This window comes from Streptomyces sp. NPDC004266 (assembly GCF_042874095.1).
In the GTDB taxonomy this organism is placed as follows: domain Bacteria; phylum Actinomycetota; class Actinomycetes; order Streptomycetales; family Streptomycetaceae; genus Streptomyces.
The window spans coordinates 160,753-184,703 of the sequence record NZ_JBIAMM010000003.1 but is presented as its reverse complement, the minus strand read 5'-3'; the positions used below and the strand labels follow the sequence as shown (position 1 = coordinate 184,703).

The following is a 23,951-nucleotide window of genomic DNA, read 5'->3' as shown; positions in this document are numbered from 1 at the left end:
TCACACTGCCAGCCAGTCGTCGATCCCCGCGAGCAGCTTCGCCCGGACGTCCTCGGGGGCCGCCGAGCCCCGCACCGACTGCCGGGCCAGCTCCGCCAGCTCCGCGTCCGTGAAGCCGTGGTGCCGACGGGCGATCTCGTACTGCGCCGCGAGCCGCGAGCCGAAGAGCAGCGGGTCGTCCGCGCCGAGCGCCATCGGCACCCCGGCCTCGAAGAGGGTCCGCAGCGGCACGTCCTCGTGCTTCTCGTACACCCCGAGCGCGACGTTCGACGCCGGGCAGACCTCGCAGGTCACGCCCTTCTCGGCGAGCCGCCGCAGCAGCCTCGGGTCCTCCGCCGCCCGCACCCCGTGGCCCACCCGGGCCGCCCGCAGGTCGTCCAGGCAGTCCCGCACGGACGAGGGGCCCGTCAGCTCGCCGCCGTGCGGGGCCGCGAGGAGGCCGCCCTCCCGCGCGATCGCGAAGGCCCGGTCGAAGTCCCGGGCCATGCCCCGCCGCTCGTCGTTGGAGAGCCCGAAACCGACCACGCCCCGGTCCGCGAACCGCACCGCGAGCCGGGCCAGGGTCCGCGCCTCCAGGGGGTGCTTCATCCGGTTCGCCGCGACGAGCACCCGCATCCCGAGCCCGGTCTCCCGGGAGGCCCCGTCGACCGCGTCCAGGATGATCTCCAGGGCCGGGATCAGACCGCCCAGGTGCGGGGCGTACGAGGTGGGGTCGACCTGGATCTCCAGCCAGCCGGAGCCGTCCCGCACGTCCTCCTGCGCCGCCTCGCGCACCAGCCGCCGGATGTCCTCCGGCTCGCGCAGGCAGGAGCGGGCGATGTCGTAGAGCCGCTGGAAGCGGAACCAGCCGCGCTCGTCGGTCGCCCGCAGCTTGGGGGGCGTACCGCTCTTGAGCGCCTCCGGGAGATGCACGCCGTACTTGTCGGCCAGCTCGATGAGCGTCGTGGGCCGCATCGAACCGGTGAAGTGCAGGTGCAGATGGGCCTTGGGCAACAGGGTGAGATCGCGTACGTGCTCCATTGGCCGATCCTGCCGCACCCGAATGGACGAATACAGTCCGTTTCCCCGATCGGGACCTTGCTAGAACGCAAAAACGGGCCCCGGTTCCGAAGAACCGGGGCCCGCCCAGCGACATCGCCGGCCGGTCGACGTCAGTCGGTCGCCTCGGCGAGGAGCTTCTGGATCCGGGACACGCCCTCCACCAGGTCCTCGTCGCCCAGCGCGTACGACAGGCGCAGGTAGCCAGGGGTGCCGAAGGCCTCGCCCGGGACGACCGCGACCTCGGCCTCGTCCAGGATCAGGGCGGCCAGCTCGACCGAGGTCTGCGGGCGCTTGCCGCGGATCTCCTTGCCGAGCAGCCCCTTCACCGACGGGTACGCGTAGAACGCGCCCTCCGGCGTCGGGCAGTACACGCCCTCGATCTCGTTCAGCATCCGCACGATCGTCTGGCGGCGGCGGTCGAAGGCGGTGCGCATCTCGGCGACCGCGTCCAGGTTGCCGGAGACGGCGGCGAGCGCCGCCACCTGCGCGACGTTGCTCACGTTGGACGTGGCGTGCGACTGCAGGTTCGTCGCGGCCTTCACGACGTCCTTCGGGCCGACGATCCACCCGACGCGCCAGCCCGTCATCGCGTACGTCTTCGCCACGCCGTTCACCACGATGCACTTGTCGCGCAGCTCGGGCACGAGCGCCGGCAGCGAGGTGAACTTCGCGTCGCCGTAGACCAGGTGCTCGTAGATCTCGTCCGTCAGGACCCACAGGCCGTGCTCGACGGCCCAGCGGCCGATCGCCTCGGCGTCCGCCTCGCTGTAGACCGCGCCGGTCGGGTTCGAGGGGGAGACGAAGAGGACGACCTTGGTCTTCTCCGTGCGCGCCGCCTCCAGCTGCTCCACCGAGACCCGGTAGCCGGTGGTCTCGTCGGCCACGACCTCCACCGGGACACCGCCCGCGAGACGGATCGACTCGGGGTACGTCGTCCAGTACGGCGCCGGGACGATGACCTCGTCGCCCGGGTCGAGGATCGCGGCGAAGGCCTCGTAGATCGCCTGCTTGCCGCCGTTGGTCACCAGGACCTGGGAGGCGTCGACCTCGTAACCGGAGTCGCGCAGCGTCTTCTCGGCGATCGCGGTCTTCAGCTCGGGCAGGCCGCCGGCCGGCGTGTAGCGGTGGTACTTGGGGTTCTTGCAGGCCTCGACGGCCGCCTCGACGATGTAGTCCGGGGTCGGGAAGTCGGGCTCACCCGCGCCGAAACCGATCACCGGGCGACCGGCGGCCTTGAGGGCCTTGGCCTTGGCGTCGACGGCGAGGGTGGCGGACTCGGAGATCGCACCGATCCGGGCGGAGACCCGACGCTCGGTGGGAGGGGTAGCAGCGCTCATACGGCCCATCGTCCCAGACCACGCAGAGGCCCGGCACACAGGTTTCACGGACCGGACAGGAACGGTCATTCCCGGTCGTACGCGCGTCCGACGGCAGGTCGGCGCGCTTTCTGTTCGACGTAGGGGCCCATGACCACGTATGCTCACTGCTCGTTGGTCCGCAACAACCGCGTCTCACGATGCGGTAGGTTGGGGGACACCGACAAAGGGTCGTAGCTCAATTGGTAGAGCACCGGTCTCCAAAACCGGCGGTTGGGGGTTCAAGTCCCTCCGGCCCTGCTACACACACCGCCAGGTGTTGTGCGCATGTACGTACTTCATTGCACCGCCGTGCGGCTCCACCCGGGCGCGGCACGGCCGACCCGGAATCAGGTGAGAGATCGTGACGGACGCCGTAGGCTCCATCGACATGCCTGATGCCGACGAGTCCGCAGAGTCGAAGAAGAAGTCCCGCAAGGGCGGGAAGCGCGGAAAGAAGGGCCCTCTGGGCCGTCTCGCGCTCTTCTACCGCCAGATCATCGCCGAGCTCCGCAAGGTCGTCTGGCCCACGCGCAGCCAGCTGTCGACGTACACCACCGTGGTGATTGTCTTCGTCGTCATCATGATCGGCCTCGTCACCGTGATTGACTATGGCTTCCAGGAAGCAGTCAAGTACGTCTTCGGCTGACTTTTTGTTCCACCCCATCTGTATCGCAGGAAGAAGCAGCCACCGTGTCTGACGCGAACCTGAACGACGCCTTCGAGTCCGAGTCCGTCGAGGACGAGCTGGACATCGTCGAGGCCGCCGACGAGGACGTCGAGGACGTCGAGGTCGACGCTGCTGAGGACGCTGCGGACGAGGACGCCGAGAGCGACGAGGCCGAGGCCGACGAGGACGACGCCGTCGAGGCCGAGGTCGAGGACGCCGAGGAAGAGACCGAGGAGCAGGCCGAGCCGGCCGCCCCGGTCGACCCGGTCGCCGCGCTCCGCGAGGAGCTCCGCACCCTCCCCGGCGAGTGGTACGTCATCCACACCTACGCGGGCTACGAGAAGCGCGTGAAGGCCAACCTCGAGCAGCGCGCCGTCTCGCTCAACGTCGAGGACTTCATCTACCAGGCCGAGGTCCCCGAGGAAGAGATCGTCCAGATCAAGGGCGGCGAGCGGAAGAACGTCAAGCAGAACAAGCTTCCCGGCTACGTCCTCGTCCGCATGGACCTGACGAACGAGTCCTGGGGCGTCGTCCGCAACACCCCCGGCGTCACCGGCTTCGTGGGCAACGCCTACGACCCGTACCCGCTGACCCTGGACGAGATCGTCAAGATGCTCGCCCCGGAGGCCGAGGAGAAGGCCGCCCGCGAGGCCGCCGAGGCCGAGGGCAAGCCGGCTCCGGCCCGCAAGCTGGAGGTCCAGGTCCTGGACTTCGAGGTCGGCGACTCGGTCACCGTCACCGACGGCCCGTTCGCGACCCTCCAGGCCACGATCAACGAGATCAACCCGGACTCGAAGAAGGTCAAGGGCCTCGTCGAGATCTTCGGTCGCGAGACCCCGGTCGAGCTCAGCTTCGACCAGATCCAGAAGAACTGATCTCACCGTCTTCCGACCAGGTCAGAGTGGCTCTCGCAGCTGCTCTGACCTGCTCGGTTTTTAGCCGCGCGACTATACCCGTTATCGTTGTGCGGTATGCCTCCATCCGGATGACCGGATGGCGGGCTGAACACTCTCACTAGGACCCGGAGAGAGCAATGCCTCCCAAGAAGAAGAAGGTCACGGGGCTTATCAAGCTCCAGATCAACGCCGGTGCGGCCAACCCGGCCCCGCCGGTCGGCCCCGCGCTGGGTCAGCACGGCGTCAACATCATGGAGTTCTGCAAGGCCTACAACGCCGCGACCGAGTCGCAGCGTGGCATGGTCGTGCCGGTGGAGATCACGGTCTACGAAGACCGCACCTTCACCTTCATCACCAAGACTCCGCCGGCCGCCAAGCTGATCCTCAAGGCCGCGGGTGTGGAGAAGGGCTCCGGCGAGCCGCACAAGACCAAGGTCGCCAAGCTCACGGCCGCCCAGGTCCGCGAGATCGCCACGGTCAAGCTCCCCGACCTCAACGCCAATGACCTGGACGCCGCGTCCAAGATCATCGCCGGCACCGCCCGTTCCATGGGCATCACGGTCGAGGGCTGATCACCCCCGTTTGACCTCTCAGTGGTAGGGCCGGCGCGGCCCGCACCACGACTCCACCTCTGCCACGCGGCGACAGCCGCATGGTGTAACTGCCAGGAGAAGCAGTGAAGCGCAGCAAGGCTCTCCGCTCCGCGGACGCCAAGGTCGACCGCGAGCGGAACTACGCGCCCCTCGAGGCCGTCCGTCTCGCCAAGGACACCGCCACCACGAAGTTCGACGGCACCGTCGAGGTCGCCTTCCGCCTGGGCGTCGACCCGCGCAAGGCCGACCAGATGGTCCGTGGCACCGTGAACCTTCCGCACGGCACCGGTAAGACCGCCCGGGTCCTGGTCTTCGCGACCGGTGACCGTGCCGAGGCCGCGATCGCCGCGGGCGCCGACATCGTCGGCTCCGACGAGCTCATCGACGAGATCTCCAAGGGCAACCGCCTGAACGAGTTCGACGCCGTGGTGGCCACCCCGGACCTCATGGGCAAGGTCGGCCGCCTCGGCCGCGTCCTCGGCCCGCGTGGTCTCATGCCGAACCCCAAGGTCGGCACCGTCACCCCCGATGTCGCGAAGGCTGTCAACGACATCAAGGGCGGCAAGATCGAGTTCCGCGTCGACAAGCACTCGAACCTGCACTTCATCATCGGCAAGGTCTCCTTCGACGAGACGAAGCTGGTCGAGAACTACGCCGCGGCTCTGGAGGAGATCCTCCGTCTGAAGCCGTCCGCCGCGAAGGGTCGCTACATCAAGAAGGCGACCATCACGACGACGATGGGCCCCGGCATCCCGCTGGACGCCAACCGCACCCGCAACCTCCTCGTCGAGGAGGACCCGGCCGCGGTCTGAACCTCACCGGTTCACTGAGTGGTCAAGCCGGCCCCGCACCTCTCCGGAGGTGCGGGGCCGGTTTCTTGTGGGACGCGGGACGCGGGACGTCGAGAACCAGGGGTGGGGAAGAGTGAAGAGCGGATCCCGATGGAGGTACGCCGTGGTGGCCCTCGCCGTCGTGGCGGGTGTCGCGGGGTGCCGGGACGGCGACGGCGGGACGAAGGCGGCCGGGGCCTCCGCCACGGCGCGGCCGGCCACGCAGAGCCCGGAGGAGGCCGCGAAGGCCGTCCGGGCCGCGTACGCCAAGACCTCGGCGGCGAAGGGCGCCAGGGTCGAGATGCGCCTGAACGTGGGCGGCGACAAGGCGCCCGGCGGCAGCACGTTCACCGGTGTCCAGGCGTGGGGGCCCGTGGCCGCCGACCTGAAGGTCTACGACTCGTCGTACCTGGCCGACATCCCCGGCGCCCCCGTGGAGACGCGCGTGCTCACGGTCGACGGCGCCACCTACGTGGACCTGGGGACGGGGCTGTCCGCCCGGACGGGCGGGAAGCGCTGGCTGAAGGTGGAGACCGGCGGCGCCGCGGCGGGGGACGAGCTGATGCTCCAGCTGACCGGCGGTCTGACGGCCGCGAGCATGGACCTGCCCCGGGAGCTCGGCCTCCTCGCCGGGGCGTCGGCGGTCAAGCACCTCGGCCCCGGGACGCGCGGTGACTTCAAGGGGGCGCAGGGGTACGAGGGCGAGCTTCCCCAGGGCGGGCACATGGAGGTCTGGATCGGCGCGGACGGTTACCCGATGCGGACGGTCGTCCTCACGGAGGCCGACGGGGGCGGAGTCACGACGACGCTCACCACGACGTACTCGGACTTCGGTGCCGAGGCCGCCGTCCAGGCCCCGCCCGCCGGCGAGACCGTCGCCTTCACGGATCTCCTGAAGCGCCTCGGTAGGGGCTGATTTGCTCCTGGCCCAGGCCGTCGCGTACGCTTCCACAGAAGCCAAAGACCGCTGGTCGTTGCTGTGCCCTTACCGGGTGCGGTGGCCGAAGGATCCGCTGACGACGGACGACCCGCGCAGGTGACTGTGGAAGTGTTCCCGGACCTTACCGTTCGGTCGAGCTCAGCCCCGTGCGCCTGCGCCCGGGGCGTTTTGTTTTGTTCAGCCTCCTTCTGAGCGGTCCTCATCACCCGGAAGGAGGCTGACGCACTATGCCGACGCCCAACAAGGCTGCATCGGTGGCCGAGCTCAAGGACGCGTTCCAGAGCTCCAACGCCGCCGTGCTGACCGAGTACCGGGGTCTCACCGTCGCGCAGCTCAAGACGCTGCGTCGCTCTCTCGGTGAGAACGCCCAGTACGCCGTGGTGAAGAACACGCTGACCAAGATTGCGGCCAACGAGGCCGGGATCACCGCACTGGACGAGCACTTCGCTGGTCCGACCGCGGTCGCCTTCGTCACCGGTGACCCGGTGGAGTCGGCGAAGGCCCTGCGTGACTTCGCCAAGGAGAACCCGAACCTCATCATCAAGGCCGGTGTCCTTGACGGTAAGGCTCTCTCCGCCGACGACATCAAGAAGCTTGCGGACCTCGAGTCCCGCGAGGTTCTGCTCAGCAAGCTGGCCGGCGCGTTCAAGGGCAAGCAGTCTCAGGCTGCCCAGCTCTTCCAGGCGCTGCCGTCGAAGCTCGTCCGCACCGTGGACGCGCTTCGCGCCAAGCAGGCCGAGCAGGGCGGTGCCGAGTAATTCGGCTCGCGCATTGATCCGCGCCGCCTAGTGCGCGGGTCGTAGCGGGCCGTTACGCCCGCCTCTATAGACACATCGGCACCTGCCGAGATTAGTGGAAGGATCGCCCATCATGGCGAAGCTCTCTCAGGACGACCTCCTCGCCCAGTTCGAGGAGATGACCCTCATCGAGCTCTCCGAGTTCGTGAAGGCCTTCGAGGAGAAGTTCGACGTCACCGCCGCCGCGGCCGTCGCCGTTGCCGCCGGCCCGGTCTCGGGTGACGGTGGCGCCGCCCAGGCCGAGGAGCAGGACGAGTTCGACGTCATCCTCGAGGGTGCCGGCGACAAGAAGATCCAGGTCATCAAGGTCGTGCGCGAGCTCACCTCCCTGGGCCTCAAGGAGGCCAAGGACCTCGTCGACGGCACCCCGAAGCCGGTCCTCGAGAAGGTCGCGAAGGAGGCCGCCGAGAAGGCTGCCGAGTCCCTCAAGGCCGCCGGCGCCTCCGTCACGGTCAAGTAAGACCGTTTCGGCTCGCTGAGCTGACTCCTGCCCCCGTGTAACGCGGAGGCACCGAGAGGCGATCATCCATCTGGGTGGTCGCCTTTCGGCGTTCCCGGAACGGGCGTGGCGGGGGTCCCGAGGGCCGCCGGAAGCGGAGTATGGTGATCTTCGCCGTGCGCCCCGCACACCGGGGGGCCTTGACGAACCGCACGCAGCGCGCAATTCTCAGGACGCGTCGTCACAACGATCCGTTTCCGAGGCATGGATCGACGACCGAACGGGCAGTATCGAGGTGCGCCGCACGGCGCGAGGTACCGCGGAGTTGAGAGCAACGAGGGTCGCGAAGAAGACGCCCTGGACATCAGTGGGCCAAGTGGCTACACTGACCCTTTGCGCTGCCTGTTAGCTGCCCCCTGCCCGTCACCAGGGGCATACCTTCGCATCAACTTCGTGGACCGACCCCGTCTGACCTGGCCTTTCGGTCATCTCAGGAAACGTCTGCCGTGAAGTGTTGCTGGGGACCGGTACGCGCGTAGTGAGTCCGAGCCCTCGGAAGGACCCCCTCTTGGCCGCCTCGCGCAACGCCTCGACCAATACGAACAACGGCGCAAGCACCGCCCCGCTGCGCATCTCCTTTGCAAAGATCAAGGAGCCCCTCGAGGTTCCGAACCTCCTCGCGCTGCAGACCGAGAGCTTTGACTGGCTGCTCGGCAACGCCGCCTGGAAGGCTCGCGTCGAGGCTGCCCTTGAGTCGGGACAGGACGTCCCCACGAAGTCCGGTCTGGAGGAGATCTTCGAGGAGATCTCCCCGATCGAGGACTTCTCCGGGTCGATGTCGCTGACCTTCCGCGACCACCGCTTCGAGCCGCCGAAGAACTCGATCGACGAGTGCAAGGACCGTGACTTCACGTACGGCGCCCCGCTCTTCGTCACCGCCGAGTTCACCAACAACGAGACCGGCGAGATCAAGTCCCAGACGGTCTTCATGGGCGACTTCCCGCTCATGACCAACAAGGGCACCTTCGTCATCAACGGCACCGAGCGTGTCGTGGTGTCGCAGCTGGTCCGTTCCCCCGGTGTCTACTTCGACTCCTCCATCGACAAGACGTCCGACAAGGACATCTTCTCCGCCAAGATCATCCCCTCCCGGGGTGCCTGGCTGGAGATGGAGATCGACAAGCGCGACCTGGTCGGTGTCCGCATCGACCGCAAGCGCAAGCAGTCCGTCACCGTCCTCCTGAAGGCCCTCGGCTGGACCACCGAGCAGATCCTCCAGGAGTTCGGCGAGTACGAGTCGATGCGCGCCACCCTGGAGAAGGACCACACCCAGGGCCAGGACGACGCGCTGCTGGACATCTACCGCAAGCTCCGTCCGGGCGAGCCGCCGACCCGTGAGGCCGCTCAGACGCTGCTCGAGAACCTCTACTTCAACCCGAAGCGCTACGACCTCGCGAAGGTCGGCCGCTACAAGGTGAACAAGAAGCTCGGCGCCGACGAGCCGCTGGACGCCGGTGTCCTCACCACCGACGACATCATCGCCACGATCAAGTACCTGGTGAAGCTCCACGCGGGCGAGACCGAGACGATCGGCGAGAACGGCAACGAGATCGTCGTCGAGACCGACGACATCGACCACTTCGGCAACCGTCGTCTGCGCAACGTCGGCGAGCTCATCCAGAACCAGGTCCGCACGGGTCTGGCTCGTATGGAGCGCGTCGTCCGCGAGCGGATGACCACCCAGGACGTCGAGGCGATCACCCCGCAGACCCTGATCAACATCCGCCCGGTCGTGGCGTCGATCAAGGAGTTCTTCGGCACCTCGCAGCTGTCCCAGTTCATGGACCAGAACAACCCGCTGTCGGGTCTGACGCACAAGCGTCGTCTCTCGGCGCTGGGTCCCGGTGGTCTCTCCCGTGAGCGGGCCGGCTTCGAGGTCCGAGACGTGCACCCGTCCCACTACGGACGCATGTGCCCGATCGAGACCCCCGAAGGCCCGAACATCGGTCTGATCGGTTCGCTCGCCTCGTACGGCCGCGTCAACGCGTTCGGCTTCATCGAGACGCCGTACCGCAAGGTCGTCGACGGCCGGGTCACCGACGAGGTCGACTACGTCACCGCCGACGAGGAGGACCGCTTCGTCATCGCGCAGGCCAACGCCGCGCTCGACGAGGAGCTCCGCTTCTCCGAGAACCGCGTCCTGGTCCGCAAGCGTGGCGGCGAGGTCGACTACGTCGAGCCGTCGGACGTGGACTACATGGACGTCTCGCCGCGCCAGATGGTGTCGGTCGCGACCGCCATGATCCCCTTCCTCGAGCACGACGACGCCAACCGTGCCCTCATGGGCGCGAACATGATGCGTCAGGCCGTCCCGCTGATTAAGTCGGAGGCCCCGCTCGTCGGCACCGGCATGGAGTACCGCTGCGCCACCGACGCCGGCGACGTGCTCAAGGCCGAGAAGGACGGTGTCGTCCAGGAGCTGTCGGCCGACTACATCACGGTCGCCAACGACGACGGCACGTACATCACGTACCGCCTGCACAAGTTCTCCCGCTCCAACCAGGGCACCTCTGTGAACCAGAAGGTCGTCGTGGACGAGGGCGACCGCGTCATCGAGGGCCAGGTCCTCGCCGACGGTCCCGCCACCGAAGACGGCGAGATGGCGCTCGGCAAGAACCTGCTCGTGGCGTTCATGCCGTGGGAGGGCCACAACTACGAGGACGCGATCATCCTGTCGCAGCGCCTCGTGCAGGACGACGTCCTCTCCTCGATCCACATCGAGGAGCACGAGGTCGACGCCCGTGACACCAAGCTCGGCCCCGAGGAGATCACCCGGGACATCCCGAACGTCTCCGAGGAGGTCCTCGCGGACCTCGACGAGCGCGGCATCATCCGCATCGGTGCCGAGGTCGTCGCCGGCGACATCCTGGTCGGCAAGGTCACCCCGAAGGGCGAGACCGAGCTGACCCCGGAGGAGCGCCTGCTCCGCGCGATCTTCGGTGAGAAGGCCCGTGAGGTCCGTGACACCTCGCTGAAGGTGCCGCACGGCGAGATCGGCAAGATCATCGGCGTCCGCGTCTTCGACCGCGAGGAGGGCGACGAGCTTCCCCCGGGCGTGAACCAGCTGGTCCGCGTCTACGTCGCCCAGAAGCGCAAGATCACCGACGGTGACAAGCTCGCCGGCCGTCACGGCAACAAGGGTGTCATCTCCAAGATCCTCCCGATCGAGGACATGCCGTTCCTCGAGGACGGCACCCCGGTCGACATCATCCTCAACCCGCTGGGTGTCCCGTCCCGAATGAACCCGGGACAGGTCCTGGAGATCCACCTCGGCTGGCTCGCCAGCCGCGGCTGGGACGTCTCCGGTCTCGCGGACGAGTGGGCGCAGCGCCTCCAGGCGATCGGCGCCGACCAGGTCGCCCCCGGCACCAACGTCGCCACCCCGGTCTTCGACGGTGCGCGTGAGGACGAGCTCGCGGGTCTGCTCCAGCACACCATCCCGAACCGCGACGGCGAGCGCATGGTGCTCCCGACCGGTAAGGCGAGGCTGTTCGACGGCCGCTCCGGCGAGCCGTTCCCGGACCCGATCTCCGTCGGGTACATGTACATCCTCAAGCTCCACCACCTGGTCGACGACAAGCTGCACGCCCGCTCGACCGGCCCGTACTCGATGATCACCCAGCAGCCGCTGGGTGGTAAGGCCCAGTTCGGTGGCCAGCGCTTCGGTGAGATGGAGGTGTGGGCGCTGGAGGCTTACGGCGCCGCGTACGCCCTCCAGGAGCTGCTGACGATCAAGTCCGACGACGTGACCGGCCGCGTGAAGGTCTACGAGGCCATCGTCAAGGGCGAGAACATCCCTGAGCCCGGCATCCCCGAGTCCTTCAAGGTCCTCATCAAGGAGATGCAGTCCCTGTGCCTCAACGTGGAGGTGCTGTCCTCGGACGGCATGTCCATCGAGATGCGCGACACCGACGAGGACGTCTTCCGCGCAGCGGAGGAGCTCGGCATCGACCTGTCCCGGCGCGAGCCGAGCAGCGTCGAAGAGGTCTGACGGGAGTCCGGCGGGGGGCTCAGCGATGAGCCCCCCGCCGGCCCCAGGACCCCCGTATCAGACCCACAGCCTTACAACCCTGAGAGGGATTGACGCATAGTGCTCGACGTCAACTTCTTCGACGAGCTCCGGATCGGTCTGGCCACCGCTGACGACATCCGTCAGTGGAGCCACGGCGAGGTCAAGAAGCCGGAGACCATCAACTACCGCACCCTGAAGCCCGAGAAGGACGGACTCTTCTGCGAGAAGATCTTCGGTCCGACCCGGGACTGGGAGTGCTACTGCGGCAAGTACAAGCGCGTCCGCTTCAAGGGCATCATCTGTGAGCGGTGTGGCGTCGAGGTCACTCGCGCCAAGGTGCGCCGTGAGCGGATGGGCCACATCGAGCTCGCCGCGCCCGTCACGCACATCTGGTACTTCAAGGGCGTTCCGTCGCGTCTTGGCTACCTGCTCGACCTCGCCCCGAAGGACCTGGAGAAGGTCATCTACTTCGCGGCGTACATGATCACGTACGTCGACGACGAGCGTCGTACGCGTGACCTGCCCTCGCTGGAGGCGCACGTCTCCGTCGAGCGCCAGCAGATCGAGAACCGTCGCGACTCCGACCTGGAGGCCCGCGCCAAGAAGCTCGAGAACGACCTCGCCGAGCTGGAGGCCGAGGGCGCCAAGGCCGACGTGCGCCGCAAGGTGCGCGAGGGTGCCGAGCGCGAGATGAAGCAGCTGCGCGACCGCGCGCAGCGCGAGATCGACCGTCTGGACGAGGTCTGGTCGCGCTTCAAGAACCTCAAGGTCCAGGACCTGGAGGGCGACGAGCTCCTCTACCGCGAGCTGCGTGACCGCTTCGGCACGTACTTCGACGGCTCGATGGGTGCCGCGGCGCTGCAGAAGCGCCTGGAGTCCTTCGACCTGGACGAGGAGGCCGAGCGCCTCCGCGAGATCATCCGTACCGGCAAGGGCCAGAAGAAGACCCGTGCGCTCAAGCGCCTCAAGGTCGTCTCCGCGTTCCTGCAGACGGCGAACAGCCCCAAGGGCATGGTCCTCGACTGCGTCCCGGTCATCCCGCCGGACCTGCGTCCGATGGTGCAGCTGGACGGTGGCCGCTTCGCGACCTCCGACCTGAACGACCTGTACCGCCGTGTGATCAACCGCAACAACCGTCTGAAGCGTCTGCTCGACCTCGGTGCCCCCGAGATCATCGTGAACAACGAGAAGCGGATGCTCCAGGAGGCGGTCGACGCCCTCTTCGACAACGGCCGTCGTGGTCGCCCGGTGACGGGCCCCGGCAACCGTCCGCTGAAGTCCCTCAGCGACATGCTGAAGGGCAAGCAGGGTCGATTCCGTCAGAACCTGCTCGGCAAGCGTGTCGACTACTCGGCGCGTTCCGTCATCGTCGTCGGCCCGCAGCTCAAGCTGCACCAGTGCGGTCTGCCGAAGGCCATGGCGCTGGAGCTCTTCAAGCCGTTCGTGATGAAGCGCCTGGTCGACCTGAACCACGCGCAGAACATCAAGTCGGCTAAGCGCATGGTCGAGCGCGGCCGCACCGTCGTGTACGACGTCCTCGAAGAGGTCATCGCCGAGCACCCGGTGCTGCTGAACCGTGCGCCCACGCTGCACCGCCTCGGCATCCAGGCCTTCGAGCCGCAGCTGGTCGAGGGCAAGGCCATCCAGATCCACCCGCTCGTCTGCACCGCGTTCAACGCGGACTTCGACGGTGACCAGATGGCCGTCCACCTGCCGCTCTCCGCGGAGGCGCAGGCCGAGGCCCGCATCCTGATGCTGTCCTCGAACAACATCCTCAAGCCCGCCGACGGCCGTCCGGTCACGATGCCGACCCAGGACATGGTCCTCGGTCTGTTCTTCCTGACCACCGACGGTGAGCTCCGTGACACCAAGGGCGAGGGCCGCGCGTTCGGCTCCACGGCCGAGGCGATCATGGCGTTCGACGCCGGCGAGCTCGCGCTGCAGTCGCAGATCGAGATCCGCTTCCCGGTCGGCACCGTCGCTCCCCGTGGCTGGGTTCCCCCGGTCGCCGAGGAGGGCGAGCCGGAGTGGCAGCAGGGTGACTCGTTCCGTCTGAAGACCTCGCTGGGCCGCGCGCTCTTCAACGAGCTGCTGCCCGAGGACTACCCGTTCGTCGACTACTCCGTCGGCAAGAAGCAGCTCTCCGAGATCGTCAACGACCTCGCCGAGCGCTACCCCAAGGTCATCGTGGCGGCGACGCTCGACAACCTGAAGGCGGCGGGCTTCTACTGGGCGACCCGTTCCGGTGTCACCGTGGCCATCTCCGACGTCGTCGTTCCCGAGGCGAAGAAGGAGATCGTCAAGGGCTACGAGGCGCAGGACGAGAAGGTCCAGAAGCAGTACGAGCGCGGTCTGATCACCAAGGAAGAGCGCACGCAGGAGCTCATCGCGATCTGGACCAAGGCGACCAACGAGGTCGCCGAGGCGATGAACGCGAACTTCCCCAAGACGAACCCCATCTTCATGATGGTTGACTCGGGTGCCCGAGGAAACATGATGCAGATGCGGCAGATCGCCGGTATGCGTGGTCTGGTGTCGAACGCCAAGAACGAGACCATCCCGCGTCCCATCAAGGCGTCCTTCCGTGAGGGCCTCTCCGTCCTCGAGTACTTCATCTCGACGCACGGTGCCCGTAAGGGTCTCGCCGACACCGCCCTGCGTACCGCCGACTCGGGTTACCTGACCCGTCGTCTGGTGGACGTCTCGCAGGACGTCATCATCCGCGAGGAGGACTGTGGCACCGAGCGCGGTCTGAAGCTGCGGATCGCGGCCAAGGACGAGGCCGGTGTCCTGCGGAAGACGGACGACGTCGAGACCTCCGTGTACGCGCGGATGCTCGCCGAGGACGTCGTCGTGGACGGCAAGGTCATCGCGCCGGCCAACGTCGACCTGGGTGACGTGCTCATCGACGCCCTGGTCAACGCGGGCGTCGAGGAGGTCAAGACCCGTTCGGTCCTGACCTGTGAGTCCGCCGTCGGCACCTGTGCGTTCTGCTACGGCCGTTCGCTCGCCACCGGCAAGCTGGTCGACATCGGTGAGGCGGTCGGCATCATCGCCGCCCAGTCCATCGGTGAGCCCGGTACCCAGCTGACGATGCGTACCTTCCACACCGGTGGTGTGGCCGGTGACGACATCACCCAGGGTCTGCCCCGTGTCGTCGAGCTCTTCGAGGCGCGGCAGCCGAAGGGTGTCGCCCCGATCTCCGAGGCGGCCGGTCGCGTCCGCATCGAGGAGACCGAGAAGACCAAGAAGATCGTCGTCACCCCGGACGACGGCACCGACGAGACGGCGTTCCCGATCTCGAAGCGTGCCCGTCTGCTCGTGGGCGAGGGCGACCACGTCGAGGTGGGCCAGAAGCTCACCGTGGGTGCCACCAACCCGCACGACGTGCTCCGGATCCTCGGTCAGCGCGCGGTCCAGGTCCACCTGGTCGGCGAAGTCCAGAAGGTCTACAACTCGCAGGGCGTGTCGATCCACGACAAGCACATCGAGATCATCATCCGGCAGATGCTGCGCCGCGTGACGATCATCGAGTCCGGCGACGCGGAGCTCCTCCCGGGCGAGCTGGTCGAGCGCTCGAAGTTCGAGCAGGAGAACCGTCGTGTGGTCACCGAGGGCGGTCACCCCGCCTCCGGCCGTCCGCAGCTGATGGGTATCACCAAGGCCTCGCTGGCGACGGAGTCCTGGCTGTCGGCCGCCTCCTTCCAGGAGACGACCCGAGTTCTGACGGACGCGGCGATCAACGCCAAGTCCGACAGCCTCATCGGCCTCAAGGAGAACGTCATCATCGGTAAGCTCATCCCGGCCGGTACGGGTCTGTCCCGCTACCGCAACATCCGGGTCGAGCCGACCGAGGAGGCCAAGGCCGCGATGTACTCGGCCGTCGGCTACGACGACATCGACTACTCGCCGTTCGGCTCGGGCTCCGGCCAGGCCGTTCCGCTGGAGGACTACGACTACGGTCCGTACAACCAGTAAGCAGTGCGAACCGAAGGGCGGTCACCCCGATCAGGGGTGGCCGCCCTTCGGCGTCTCACGGAGGGGTCACCGCGCGGCCAGTTCCCAGACCGCGACGAGCACGCCGGCGCTCGCGGTGAGCGCGGCGATGCTGGCCACCGGCCAGCGGGCCCGCTCCAGGGCGTCGAGGCGGGCCTCGTGGTCGGCGAGCTGCTTGTCGGTCTGGTCGCTGCGCTGCACGAGCAGCGCGAGCGAGCCGTCGACGCGGGCGAAGCCGGCCTCCAGGGTGCCGCGGAGCCGCTCCAGTTCGAGGGCGACGGCGACGGGGTCGTTCGGGTCAGGCTCGGTCATCGGCACCGCCCGGGGTGCTGCGCAGCCAGGACGGCAGCAGGTTCTGCACCAGGTCGAGGGCCATCACCCGGGCCAGCCCGCCGGCGACGGCCAGGGCCCCGGCGACCCAGGGGAGGGTCGCGGGGACGCCGGAGGCGTCGACGATGGCGGGGAGGACGACGGCGATGCCGACGGCGGACTGGAGGACGGTACGGGCCGTGCGCTTGGCGGCATCGGACATCACTGCGCTCCTTGCGTCACTTCGTGTAAGGGACCTTCAGCGCGTTCCAGGACGCGGCGCCCGGGATGCCGTCGGCGTCGGAGCCGCGGAAGCCGAGCTTGTGCTGCCACTTGGCGTAGCTGAGCCGGTCGGCCTCGCCCCAGCGGGGGCTCGGGCCGACGGTGTACGCGGAGCAGCCCTCGGCGACGAGGCGGCGGCCCATGGCGGTGATGATCGGGGAGCTCGTCTCCCTGCGGAAGAACGAGGTGCCCGGGAAGGGCTGGAGGCGGGGGGCGGCCGGCTTTCCGGCCTCGGGGGCGGGCTTGGCGGGGGCCTTGTTCAGCCGGGCCTGGACCCGGTCGCGCATCGTCGGCATGGCGAAGCCCCGGGGGTCGTCCTTCCAGTCCGACCACTCCTTGTGGCCGATGACGGAGCGGGCGCCCCAGCCGTGGGCCCGGCACAGGGCGGCGGAGACCCGTTCGATCGCGTCGAGCTGGGCGGGCGGCCAGGGGTCGCGGCCGTCGCCGAGGTTGACGCACTCGAAGCCGTAGAAGCGGGAGTTGCCGTCGACGGCGTCGGGGCTGCCCTGGTGCCGGCGCGGGGCGGGCGGACGGTCTCCGTACGTCTCGCTGATCACGGCCTGGAGGACGGAGGGGTCGCCGCCGCCGGCGTGGTTGGCGCGCCCGTTGCCGACGAGGTGGACGCTGCCGTCCTTGGCGATGACGCCGTGGCAGAGCGGGCCCGGCAGCCCTTCGTATCCGTCGAAGCACATCTCGACGGTGTGGGCGGTGCCGGCGGAGACGGTGTGGTGGATGATCACGCCGGTGACCGGGCCCCAGGCGCCGACGTGGTTGCGGTTGTGGGTGCGCCAGCCGGGGTGCTCGACGACGGTGACGCCTTCGGCGCGGAGCGCGGCGACGAACCGGTCCGCGGTGAGGGGAGTGGCCATCTGGTGTCCTCCGGACATGAGAAAGGCCCGCGTCGGGCGGGCCTGCGGGGTGCGGTCTTTCCGTAGGGGCTCTACGGGGCGGGTTCCGGGGCCGGCGGGGCCGCCCAGGTGGCGCACAGTTCGGCGTACGCGGACCGGCGGGTCTCGAAGTCGGCGAGCGCGGCCGTCACCGCCCGCTGGGCGGCGGTCTGGTCGGGGACGACCGGGGCGCCGTCCCGCGCGTCCACGATGACCAGGCCGGAGCCGCGCAGCAGGGTGTCGCCCGCGCCCTTCTCGGTGAGCTCGGCGGTGACGTACACCGACGGGTACTGGCCGGTGACCGGGTCGCGCTGGACGGCGTTGCCCAGGCTGTTGTCGTAGACGCGGAGGAAGAGGGTGTGGCCGTTCTCGGTGACGGTGGCGCGGCCCGCGTAGTCGATGGCCACGCCCCACGGCTGGGAGGGGTCGATGTTCATGGGGTGCTCCTCGTGGTCGGCTCGGTCGGCGTGGTCGGGGTGCTCAGGTCTGGGCGCCGTGGATGAGGACGGGCTGGGCGTAGACCGTGCCGGCGGAGGCCAGGGCCTGGATCTCGATGTTCATCGTCTGGCCGAACCGGGTCTTCATGTCGCCGGGCAGCAGCCCGGTGTAGTCGTAGGTGGTGCCGGCGGTGACCGTGGGCCCGAACGGGACGCCGTCGACGAGGACCCGCACCTGGCCGGTGCCGCCGCTGGACGCGGCCGTGCTGATGGCGAGCCGCATCTTCGGCTGCCAGACGGGGTTGGAGCAGCGGGCGATGGTGGTGAAGGCGGCGGCGGTGGTGGAGGGCCACTTGGCCGGGTCGGTGGCCAGCGGCGGCATCAGCTGCAGCCAGGGCCGGGCGAGGCCGCCGGTCATGATGTCGTCGGCGAAGATCTCGTGGCTGTAGCCGTCGAAGATCCGGAACAGCGGCCGGGTGATGGTGACGCTCCCGGACGGCGCCGGCCGGAACTCGTTGACGGCGGGACGGGTGTTGACGGCCGTGGACAGGGCCTTGAGCCGGCGTTCCATCTGGTTGAGCCGGTCGATGATGTCCTCGGGCAGCTGGGGCATCAGGCCTCCTCGAGGTAGAGCTCGGCGGTGTCGGGGCGGCCGCGCTCCGGCGGGGTGATCTTGGTGCCGACGATGCGGTAGCGGGCGTCGAGGCCCTGGGAGTACCACTCGTCGGTGATCCGGATGCGGGCGACGCGGCCGAGGAGCGCCGGCGGGACGATCCCGCCGAGGTGGATGCTGATCGAGGGGATCACCACGGCGCCGCGCGCCTGCGCGAGTTCGGTGGCGGCCATCGAGTCGAGCGCGAGCGGGTCGGTGATCTCGTTGTGGTCCGAGGACAGGTCGATCAGCGGCCAGCCGTCCACGAGCAGGTCGCTGGCGTACTGCTGGGTGGAGAAGATCGGCCGGGACTCGGCGGCGGCGTTGGAGTTGGTGGAGGCGCCGCGGGCCAGGGCGGTGGTGCCGCCGCGGGTCGCGTCGTACGGGAAGGAGTACGACAGGATGACGCCGGGCCGGTCGAAGACGAGGTCGGTCGCGCCGGTGACGATCTTGGGTTCGCCGATGCGGAGCTGCCGGATCCGCCGCCCGGTGACCGGGTCGCGGTAGACCATGATCTGGTGCTCGAAGCCGTTCTCCGTGGCGGCGAGCTGGTCGAGCGCCTCCAGGTAGACGGTCTCGTCGCCCTTCCGCCACGAGGCCGTCTTCTGGAACTTGGGGATCTCGTCGCCGAACGTGATCCCGATGCGGCGGGGTTCCGCGCCGTCGGGGGCGCCGGGATAGGCCTGGACGTCGAGCTCGCGCCAGAGCCGGCGGGCGATCTCCAGCTGGTCGGTGGGGGTGTCGTACGTGATGTCCGTGCGGATGCGGCGGCGCCCGGCGTACGAGTCGAAGGTGGCGGCCTGGATGCCGAGGGTCAGCACCCCTCGGCCGCTGGACTGCAGGGTGCTGGTCCAGACGATGCCGCCCCACCACAGGTCGCCGTCGCGCTCCAGGTAGACCGCGGTGCGGCCCTCCCGGACCTTCTTGACGCGGTCGGCGATGGCCTTGTCGGGGATGGGGATCGTGCCGGAGAGCGAGCCCGCCTTGCCGATGTAGTCGTCGAACGAGACGTCCCGCAGGGGGAGGATGTCCAGCGTCTGGTCGGTGAGCAGGTCGCAGAAGATCGCCCGGTAGGGCGTGTCGATTGCCATCGAGGGCCCCCTTACAGGACGTAGGTGGCGGAGATGCGGATGTTCCGTCCGGCGGTCAGGGTGCCGTTGTAGGACCAGGTCCGCAGGTCGACGCGTCCGTCGGCGCGGATGTTGGCGGCGCCGTCGCCGTACCCGTCGCTGGCCGTGGCCTCGAAGTCCGTGGCCGGACGCCAGCCGGCCGGGATGGTGCACAGCTGCTCGTCGCCGATGTTGCCGGAGCTGTCGACGTTGACCTGGGGGCCGGTGCGGGTGACGGTGGCGGTGACGGTGCACAGGCCGCTCTTGGTCCTGCGACCGGAGAACGCCACCATCGACCAGTTGGTGAGGGCGACGGCGCCGGTATTGGTGGTCTCGATCTCGACGGGCGGCTGGTGGGCCGCCCAGGCGCTGCCGTTCCAGCGCTGGAGCTGGCCGTTGTAGTCGCGGTACTGGCCGGTGTAGCTGCCGGTCGTGACCGTGCCGCTGGGCGCGATGCCGCCGATCTCCTTGGGGTAGGCGACCCAGGCGGTGCCGTCCCAGCGCTGGAGGAAGTGGGCGTTGTCGTTGTCCTGGTACTGGCCCGGGTAGGCGCCGGGCACGCCGGCGTTGTTGTAGACGGGCAGGATGCCGCCGGAGGAGACGGTCGTGGTGCGCAGGTCGGTGGAGGCGCCGCCCGCCCAGTCGATGCCGCCGGTGCCGGCGGAGGCGCCCTTCTTCACCTTCACCGTGAACAGGGGCAGGGAGCGGGCGGGGGCGGCCGGGGCGGCCGGCACGGCCGCCGGGGTGCCCTTGACGATCTGGATGCCGGCCTCGTACTTGCCGAGGGCGTCCACGTCGTTGTCGTAGACGCGGACCACGACGAGGTCGATGCGGTCGTTGAGCGGGTCGCCGTCGGCGAAGGTGATGGTGATGTCCTCGTCGAGGGCGACCGGGTAGGCGCCGTCGGTGGTGGCCCCCTGGATGACGGCCTTGCCGTGGTAGACGGTGGCCGTCATCGGGCCGGTGGAACTCATCCACAGACCGCCGACCCGGAACTTGCCGTCGTACGTGCCGGGCAGGATGCCGGACCGTACGCCGAGCGGGTTGACGGGGGTGGTGGCGCCGATGTCGGTGATGCGGGTGTTCTGGCGGGTCTGACCGGTGGGCATCAGCCATCCGGAGCGTACGGGCATGGGGATCTCCTGGAAGTAGGGGCGGCGGCCCGGTGGACTCAGTACTGCGGGGTGACCTGGATGAAGGTGTTGTCGAACCAGGCACGCACGTTGGTGTTGGTCGTCCGGTAGTACGCGGTGATCGCGTAGGTCGCCCCCGGCGTCAGGCTGGAGAGGCGCTGGGTGGTCGAGATGGAGACGGCGTCCGTGGGGTCGGCCGACTTGGAGCCGACGACGGCGTACTCGTCGTCCACCTCGCGGACGACGGTGGTGCCCTGCGTGACGCGCACGCACATCCAGGCCGAGCTGGCGATGCCCGTGGTGCCGGAGTTCAGGTCCAGCTCCACGCGCGAACCGAAGCTGAGGATGACCTGTCGGGTCTCCGGGGCGACGAAGGTCACCGTCAGCGGGTTCGTCGCCCGGTCGATCAGCGTGTCCACGTAGGTCGTCGAGAGCGTGTAGCCCGCGTCCAGCGAGTCGTTGAAGTAAGGGCCCGGGTACGCCGACACCCACCCCGTGCCGTTCCAGCGCTGGAGCGGACCGGCCGCGGTGCCCCGGTACTGGCCCGTGTAGCTGCCCGGGGTGGTGGAGTTGACGGAGATCGGGACGATGCCGCCGACCGCCTCCGGGTAGGCGACCCACCGGCCGCCGTCCCAGCGCTGGAACTGGTTGTTGGGGGTGTCCTGGTACTGGCCCGGATGCGCGCCCGGCAGGACCTGGCCTTCGACCGGGAGGATGCCGCCGAGGGCGACGACCGGCGTGCGCAGGTCCTTCAGGGAGGTGTTCCACGGGATGCCGCCGTTGCCCGCGCTGGCGCCGGCCGGCACCGTCACCTCGTACAGCGGGAGGCTGCGCGGCGGGGCCACCGGGGCCTTGGGCGCCTGGCCCGGCGTGCCCTGGATGATCTCGATCTTCGCCTCGTTGCGGGTGCTGCCGTCGTAGAGGTTGTCGTAGATCCTCAGGACGACCAGGTCGATCCGGCCGTACTGGGCGTCGCCCGGGGCGAAGGTGATCTGCTCGGCGGCCGGCAGGGTCACCGGGTAGACGCCCTGGGAGATGTCGCCCTGGATGACGGCCCGGCCCTCGGAGACGGTCGCCGTCATCGCGGAGGCCTTGTCCATCCAGAAGCCGGACAGCCGGAACTGGCCGCTGTAGGAGCCCGGCAGGATGCCGGAGCGGACCTGGACGGGGTTGACCATGGTGGTCGCGCCGACCTGGTTGAGGCGGGTGTCCTCGCGGGTCTGGCCGGTCTCGGCGACCCAGCTGCTGCGCAGGTTCATGGGGTTCTCCTAATCGGGGTTGCGAGGAGGGCGGTTCAGGACCGGATCCACTGGGCGGTGAGGGAGGTGTAGTAGCCGGAGCCGCCGAGGGTGCGGACCGAGGGCGCCTGGTTGTGGTAGCCGGAGAGCTGGAGCACGTTGCCCGCGGTGAGCTTCACGAGGCCCTCGCCGCCGACGCTCGTGGCACCCATGGAGGCCGCGGCCATCCAGGTCATCCGGGGCACGCCGACGCCGCCGTTGACGACGCGGGCGCCGCGCACGCCGTTGGTGGAGTCGCCGTTCCAGGTGATGTTGGCGGAGACCCGCCACCAGCCGGTGCGCGGGACGACGTAGCTGTCGGTGCCGTTCCAGCCGTTGAAGTCGTCGATGTCGAGGTAGTTCATCGTGATCGGCGTCCACGCGTTGGCCGGCACGGTCTGCATCGAGGTCTGCGCGACGCTGAAGAGGACGGTCGCCTTGCCCTCGGCGTACTGCCAGGCCGCGCCGTCCCAGCGCTGCAGGACGCCGGCGTTGTCGCGGTACTGGCCGGTGTAGGCGCCGGTCGTCATCGTGCCGTGCGGGGCGATGCCGCCGATCGGCTTCGCGTAGGAGACCCAGGTCGTGCCGTCCCAGCGCTGGAGCAGGCCCGAGACGTCGCGGTACTGGCCGACGTAGGCGCCCTTGAAGCCGCTGGTCGGGATGATGCCGCCGAGCGCGGTCATCGGGTAGTGCAGGGTGGTGACGACGCCCGGGGCGTTCCACTGGACGCCGCCGGTGCCGGCCGAGGTGCCGGCCGGCACCGAGACGCTGTAGAGCGGGAAGGCGCTGCCGGGGCCCGAGGCGGGCACGGCAGGGGTGGCCGCGGGGGTGCCCTTGACCAGCCGGATGACGGCCCCGGTGGAGCCGCTGCGGTCGTACGCGTCGTCGAGCACGGCCAGTTCGATCAGGTCGATCCGGCCGTACTGCGGGTCGCCGTCCGGGACGGTCAGCGTCTCGGGGGCGGTCACCGCGAGCATGTACGGCCCCTGGGCGGTGTCGGAGCCCTGGATCACGGCCCGGCCGGTGCCGATCGAGCACTGCATCGCGGACGTGCCGGTCAGCACCAGGCCGCCGGGCACGATGCCGGGCCGCGAGCGCAGCGGAGTCTCCGCGGCGCTCTGCCCGTTGGGCGTGAGGAGCGCGGCAAGGGCGAGCCGGGTGTCCTCGCGGGTCTGGCCGGTGGATTGGAGCCAGGCGGCCCGTACGGTCATGGGTTCACCTCTTCTGTGCGGGGTGGGAAGGGGTTCGGCGCCTAGGCGGCGGCGGTCACCATTCGGCGCTGCGCCAGCGGACCGTCATCAGGGCCTCGGGGGTGGCCGAGTCGGGCCGGAACGACAGCTCCGTGCGGCCCGGTTCGAGGAGGAACAGCTCCTCCGGGCTGGAGTCGGCCATCGCCGTGTGGCGGCGGGAGGCGGTGTTGTTGAGCATCACCGTGCCGTTGGCGGTGTCGACGACGAGCTCGTCGCCGGCGGCCAGGTCGATCGCGTACCGCAGCCGGCGCTTGGAGACCCGTTCGGTGACGGTCGGCATGGAGCAGGGGCCGCGGAAGACGATCACCGGATGCGTGGCGGCGGAGCCGGTGTTCTCGGCGACGGCGTCACCGGTGGACTTGGCCTGGCCCCAGTTGAGCGGCCAGGTCAGCGGCCACGTCAGGCCCGTCTCCGGCTGCGGCGGCGTGGTGGAGGCGCTCTGCTCGTTGACGCCGTAGCGGCGCGGGTCGGAGGCGAGCCACTGGATCGACATCTTCGAGCTGCCCTGGGTGGCGAAGCCCTGGTCCGCGGGGACCACCCGTTGGGCGATCCGGGCCCGCACGGCGAGGAGTTCGCCGTGCAGCCGGACGGTGAGCCAGCGCTCCTCGTCGAGCAGGGCGAGCGACTGGCGCAGGGCGCGGACGGCCTCCGTCGCGCCGTCGTACTCCGGCATCAGCACGATCGTGCCGCTGATCTTGCGCGGCTTGGCGTACCGGGAGCCGGGCCAGGCGCCGTGCGAGGTGGGCCGGTCGGCGTCGGAGGAGTCGTACTCCGGCAGGTCCTCCCAGCCCTGGAGACCTGACCGGTCGACGTTGAACGGCGTACCGGGGCCGATGAGGAGCCCGGCCCACTGGATCTGCCCGTCCTGGGTGATCAGCGAGCCGGGCGCGAGGTCGGCGGTGAGGTCGCTTCCGGCGTATGTGGTTGTGGTCTCGGCCATGGGGCCGTCACCTCACTTCTGGGGGCTGTCGGGCTTCTGGTGTCGG

At 69.1% G+C, this 23,951-nt stretch carries 21 protein-coding genes and 1 tRNA gene; 10 read left to right on the top strand and 12 right to left on the bottom strand.

Going from position 1 to position 23,951, the window contains the following annotated elements; translation table 11 throughout:
* Together ACFYUZ_RS08860 and ACFYUZ_RS08855 are read right to left on the bottom strand one after the other, a co-directional pair.
* The gene (locus ACFYUZ_RS08860) at window positions 1-1,020 is read right to left on the bottom strand and encodes an adenosine deaminase (protein WP_389307176.1); all 1,020 of its coding nucleotides are present in this window, start codon (window positions 1,018-1,020) and stop codon (window positions 1-3) included.
* Window positions 1,021-1,151: 131 nt separating this feature from the next.
* A complete protein-coding gene (locus tag ACFYUZ_RS08855) occupies window positions 1,152-2,378 on the bottom strand; it encodes a pyridoxal phosphate-dependent aminotransferase (protein ID WP_389307175.1) in 1,227 nt (408 codons plus the stop codon).
* A 206-nt stretch (window positions 2,379-2,584) separates the two neighbouring features.
* Between ACFYUZ_RS08855 and ACFYUZ_RS08850 the strand changes: the two genes are divergently transcribed.
* From ACFYUZ_RS08850 to ACFYUZ_RS08805, 10 genes are all read left to right on the top strand, one after another.
* Window positions 2,585-2,657 (top strand) — tRNA-Trp (locus ACFYUZ_RS08850).
* Between the two features lie 103 nt (window positions 2,658-2,760).
* Window positions 2,761-3,045 carry a preprotein translocase subunit SecE gene (gene secE / locus ACFYUZ_RS08845; RefSeq protein WP_030687899.1) on the top strand — a complete coding sequence of 95 codons (285 nt, stop codon included), beginning with the start codon at window positions 2,761-2,763 and terminating at the stop codon, window positions 3,043-3,045.
* A gap of 44 nt (window positions 3,046-3,089) precedes the next feature.
* Window positions 3,090-3,941: a transcription termination/antitermination protein NusG gene (gene nusG, locus ACFYUZ_RS08840; RefSeq protein WP_389307174.1), complete on the top strand. Its 852-nt coding sequence runs from the start codon at window positions 3,090-3,092 to the stop codon at window positions 3,939-3,941.
* Between the two features lie 158 nt (window positions 3,942-4,099).
* Window positions 4,100-4,534: a 50S ribosomal protein L11 gene (gene rplK, locus ACFYUZ_RS08835; RefSeq protein WP_030687894.1), complete on the top strand. Its 435-nt coding sequence runs from the start codon at window positions 4,100-4,102 to the stop codon at window positions 4,532-4,534.
* Between the two features lie 104 nt (window positions 4,535-4,638).
* A complete protein-coding gene (gene rplA / locus ACFYUZ_RS08830) occupies window positions 4,639-5,367 on the top strand; it encodes a 50S ribosomal protein L1 (protein ID WP_030687892.1) in 729 nt (242 codons plus the stop codon).
* Window positions 5,368-5,509: 142 nt separating this feature from the next.
* Window positions 5,510-6,301, top strand: a complete 792-nt coding sequence (locus ACFYUZ_RS08825) for a hypothetical protein (protein ID WP_389307173.1) — start codon at window positions 5,510-5,512, stop codon at window positions 6,299-6,301.
* Between the two features lie 251 nt (window positions 6,302-6,552).
* Entirely contained in the window at window positions 6,553-7,083 is a 531-nt protein-coding gene (gene rplJ / locus ACFYUZ_RS08820; RefSeq protein ID WP_030757401.1) for a 50S ribosomal protein L10, read from the top strand.
* Window positions 7,084-7,195: 112 nt separating this feature from the next.
* The gene (gene rplL / locus ACFYUZ_RS08815) at window positions 7,196-7,582 is read left to right on the top strand and encodes a 50S ribosomal protein L7/L12 (protein WP_389307172.1); all 387 of its coding nucleotides are present in this window, start codon (window positions 7,196-7,198) and stop codon (window positions 7,580-7,582) included.
* 547 nt (window positions 7,583-8,129) lie between these two features.
* Window positions 8,130-11,612, top strand: a complete 3,483-nt coding sequence (gene rpoB, locus ACFYUZ_RS08810) for a DNA-directed RNA polymerase subunit beta (protein ID WP_389307171.1) — start codon at window positions 8,130-8,132, stop codon at window positions 11,610-11,612.
* A 99-nt stretch (window positions 11,613-11,711) separates the two neighbouring features.
* A complete protein-coding gene (locus tag ACFYUZ_RS08805; protein ID WP_389307170.1) occupies window positions 11,712-15,611 on the top strand; it encodes a DNA-directed RNA polymerase subunit beta' in 3,900 nt (1,299 codons plus the stop codon).
* A gap of 66 nt (window positions 15,612-15,677) precedes the next feature.
* Here the strand turns inward: ACFYUZ_RS08805 and ACFYUZ_RS08800 are convergent, their stop codons facing one another.
* From ACFYUZ_RS08800 to ACFYUZ_RS08755, 10 genes are all read right to left on the bottom strand, one after another.
* The gene (locus ACFYUZ_RS08800) at window positions 15,678-15,941 is read right to left on the bottom strand and encodes a hypothetical protein (RefSeq protein WP_389307169.1); all 264 of its coding nucleotides are present in this window, start codon (window positions 15,939-15,941) and stop codon (window positions 15,678-15,680) included.
* Entirely contained in the window at window positions 15,928-16,161 is a 234-nt protein-coding gene (locus tag ACFYUZ_RS08795) for a hypothetical protein (RefSeq protein WP_389307168.1), read from the bottom strand. Before ACFYUZ_RS08795 ends, ACFYUZ_RS08800 begins: the two co-directional genes overlap by 14 nt.
* Before the next feature lie 16 nt (window positions 16,162-16,177).
* On the bottom strand, window positions 16,178-17,089 hold the full coding sequence (locus tag ACFYUZ_RS08790) for a peptidoglycan-binding protein (protein WP_389307167.1): 912 nt from the start codon (window positions 17,087-17,089) through the stop codon (window positions 16,178-16,180).
* Window positions 17,090-17,160: 71 nt separating this feature from the next.
* Window positions 17,161-17,544: an ATP-binding protein gene (locus ACFYUZ_RS08785; protein WP_389307166.1), complete on the bottom strand. Its 384-nt coding sequence runs from the start codon at window positions 17,542-17,544 to the stop codon at window positions 17,161-17,163.
* A 43-nt stretch (window positions 17,545-17,587) separates the two neighbouring features.
* A complete protein-coding gene (locus tag ACFYUZ_RS08780) occupies window positions 17,588-18,157 on the bottom strand; it encodes a hypothetical protein (RefSeq protein WP_389307165.1) in 570 nt (189 codons plus the stop codon).
* A complete protein-coding gene (locus tag ACFYUZ_RS08775) occupies window positions 18,157-19,287 on the bottom strand; it encodes a hypothetical protein (RefSeq protein ID WP_389307164.1) in 1,131 nt (376 codons plus the stop codon). The genes ACFYUZ_RS08780 and ACFYUZ_RS08775 overlap by 1 nt, the downstream gene beginning before the upstream one ends.
* Window positions 19,288-19,298: 11 nt before the next feature.
* Complete coding sequence (locus ACFYUZ_RS08770; protein WP_389307163.1) at window positions 19,299-20,438, bottom strand: hypothetical protein; 1,140 nt, start codon at window positions 20,436-20,438, stop codon at window positions 19,299-19,301.
* A 38-nt stretch (window positions 20,439-20,476) separates the two neighbouring features.
* A complete protein-coding gene (locus tag ACFYUZ_RS08765) occupies window positions 20,477-21,697 on the bottom strand; it encodes a hypothetical protein (RefSeq protein ID WP_389307162.1) in 1,221 nt (406 codons plus the stop codon).
* A gap of 35 nt (window positions 21,698-21,732) precedes the next feature.
* On the bottom strand, window positions 21,733-22,926 hold the full coding sequence (locus ACFYUZ_RS08760) for a hypothetical protein (RefSeq protein ID WP_389307161.1): 1,194 nt from the start codon (window positions 22,924-22,926) through the stop codon (window positions 21,733-21,735).
* Window positions 22,927-22,981: 55 nt separating this feature from the next.
* Window positions 22,982-23,905, bottom strand: a complete 924-nt coding sequence (locus ACFYUZ_RS08755; protein ID WP_389307160.1) for a phage distal tail protein — start codon at window positions 23,903-23,905, stop codon at window positions 22,982-22,984.
* Window positions 23,906-23,951 lie beyond the last annotated feature (46 nt).

Excerpts from the sequence above, each read along its gene's own strand:
- ACFYUZ_RS08860 (WP_389307176.1), bottom strand. The coding sequence starts at position 1,020 with ATGGAGCACGTACGCGATCTCACCCTGTTGCCCAAGGCCCATCTGCAC.
- ACFYUZ_RS08855 (WP_389307175.1), bottom strand. The coding sequence starts at position 2,378 with ATGAGCGCTGCTACCCCTCCCACCGAGCGTCGGGTCTCCGCCCGGATC.
- rplK (WP_030687894.1), top strand. The coding sequence starts at position 4,100 with ATGCCTCCCAAGAAGAAGAAGGTCACGGGGCTTATCAAGCTCCAGATC.
- rplJ (WP_030757401.1), top strand. The coding sequence starts at position 6,553 with ATGCCGACGCCCAACAAGGCTGCATCGGTGGCCGAGCTCAAGGACGCG.
- rplL (WP_389307172.1), top strand. The coding sequence starts at position 7,196 with ATGGCGAAGCTCTCTCAGGACGACCTCCTCGCCCAGTTCGAGGAGATG.
- ACFYUZ_RS08800 (WP_389307169.1), bottom strand. The coding sequence starts at position 15,941 with ATGACCGAGCCTGACCCGAACGACCCCGTCGCCGTCGCCCTCGAACTG.
- ACFYUZ_RS08795 (WP_389307168.1), bottom strand. The coding sequence starts at position 16,161 with ATGTCCGATGCCGCCAAGCGCACGGCCCGTACCGTCCTCCAGTCCGCC.
- ACFYUZ_RS08790 (WP_389307167.1), bottom strand. The coding sequence starts at position 17,089 with ATGGCCACTCCCCTCACCGCGGACCGGTTCGTCGCCGCGCTCCGCGCC.
- ACFYUZ_RS08785 (WP_389307166.1), bottom strand. The coding sequence starts at position 17,544 with ATGAACATCGACCCCTCCCAGCCGTGGGGCGTGGCCATCGACTACGCG.
- ACFYUZ_RS08780 (WP_389307165.1), bottom strand. The coding sequence starts at position 18,157 with ATGCCCCAGCTGCCCGAGGACATCATCGACCGGCTCAACCAGATGGAA.
- ACFYUZ_RS08775 (WP_389307164.1), bottom strand. The coding sequence starts at position 19,287 with ATGGCAATCGACACGCCCTACCGGGCGATCTTCTGCGACCTGCTCACC.
- ACFYUZ_RS08770 (WP_389307163.1), bottom strand. The coding sequence starts at position 20,438 with ATGCCCGTACGCTCCGGATGGCTGATGCCCACCGGTCAGACCCGCCAG.
- ACFYUZ_RS08765 (WP_389307162.1), bottom strand. The coding sequence starts at position 21,697 with ATGAACCTGCGCAGCAGCTGGGTCGCCGAGACCGGCCAGACCCGCGAG.
- ACFYUZ_RS08760 (WP_389307161.1), bottom strand. The coding sequence starts at position 22,926 with ATGACCGTACGGGCCGCCTGGCTCCAATCCACCGGCCAGACCCGCGAG.
- ACFYUZ_RS08755 (WP_389307160.1), bottom strand. The coding sequence starts at position 23,905 with ATGGCCGAGACCACAACCACATACGCCGGAAGCGACCTCACCGCCGAC.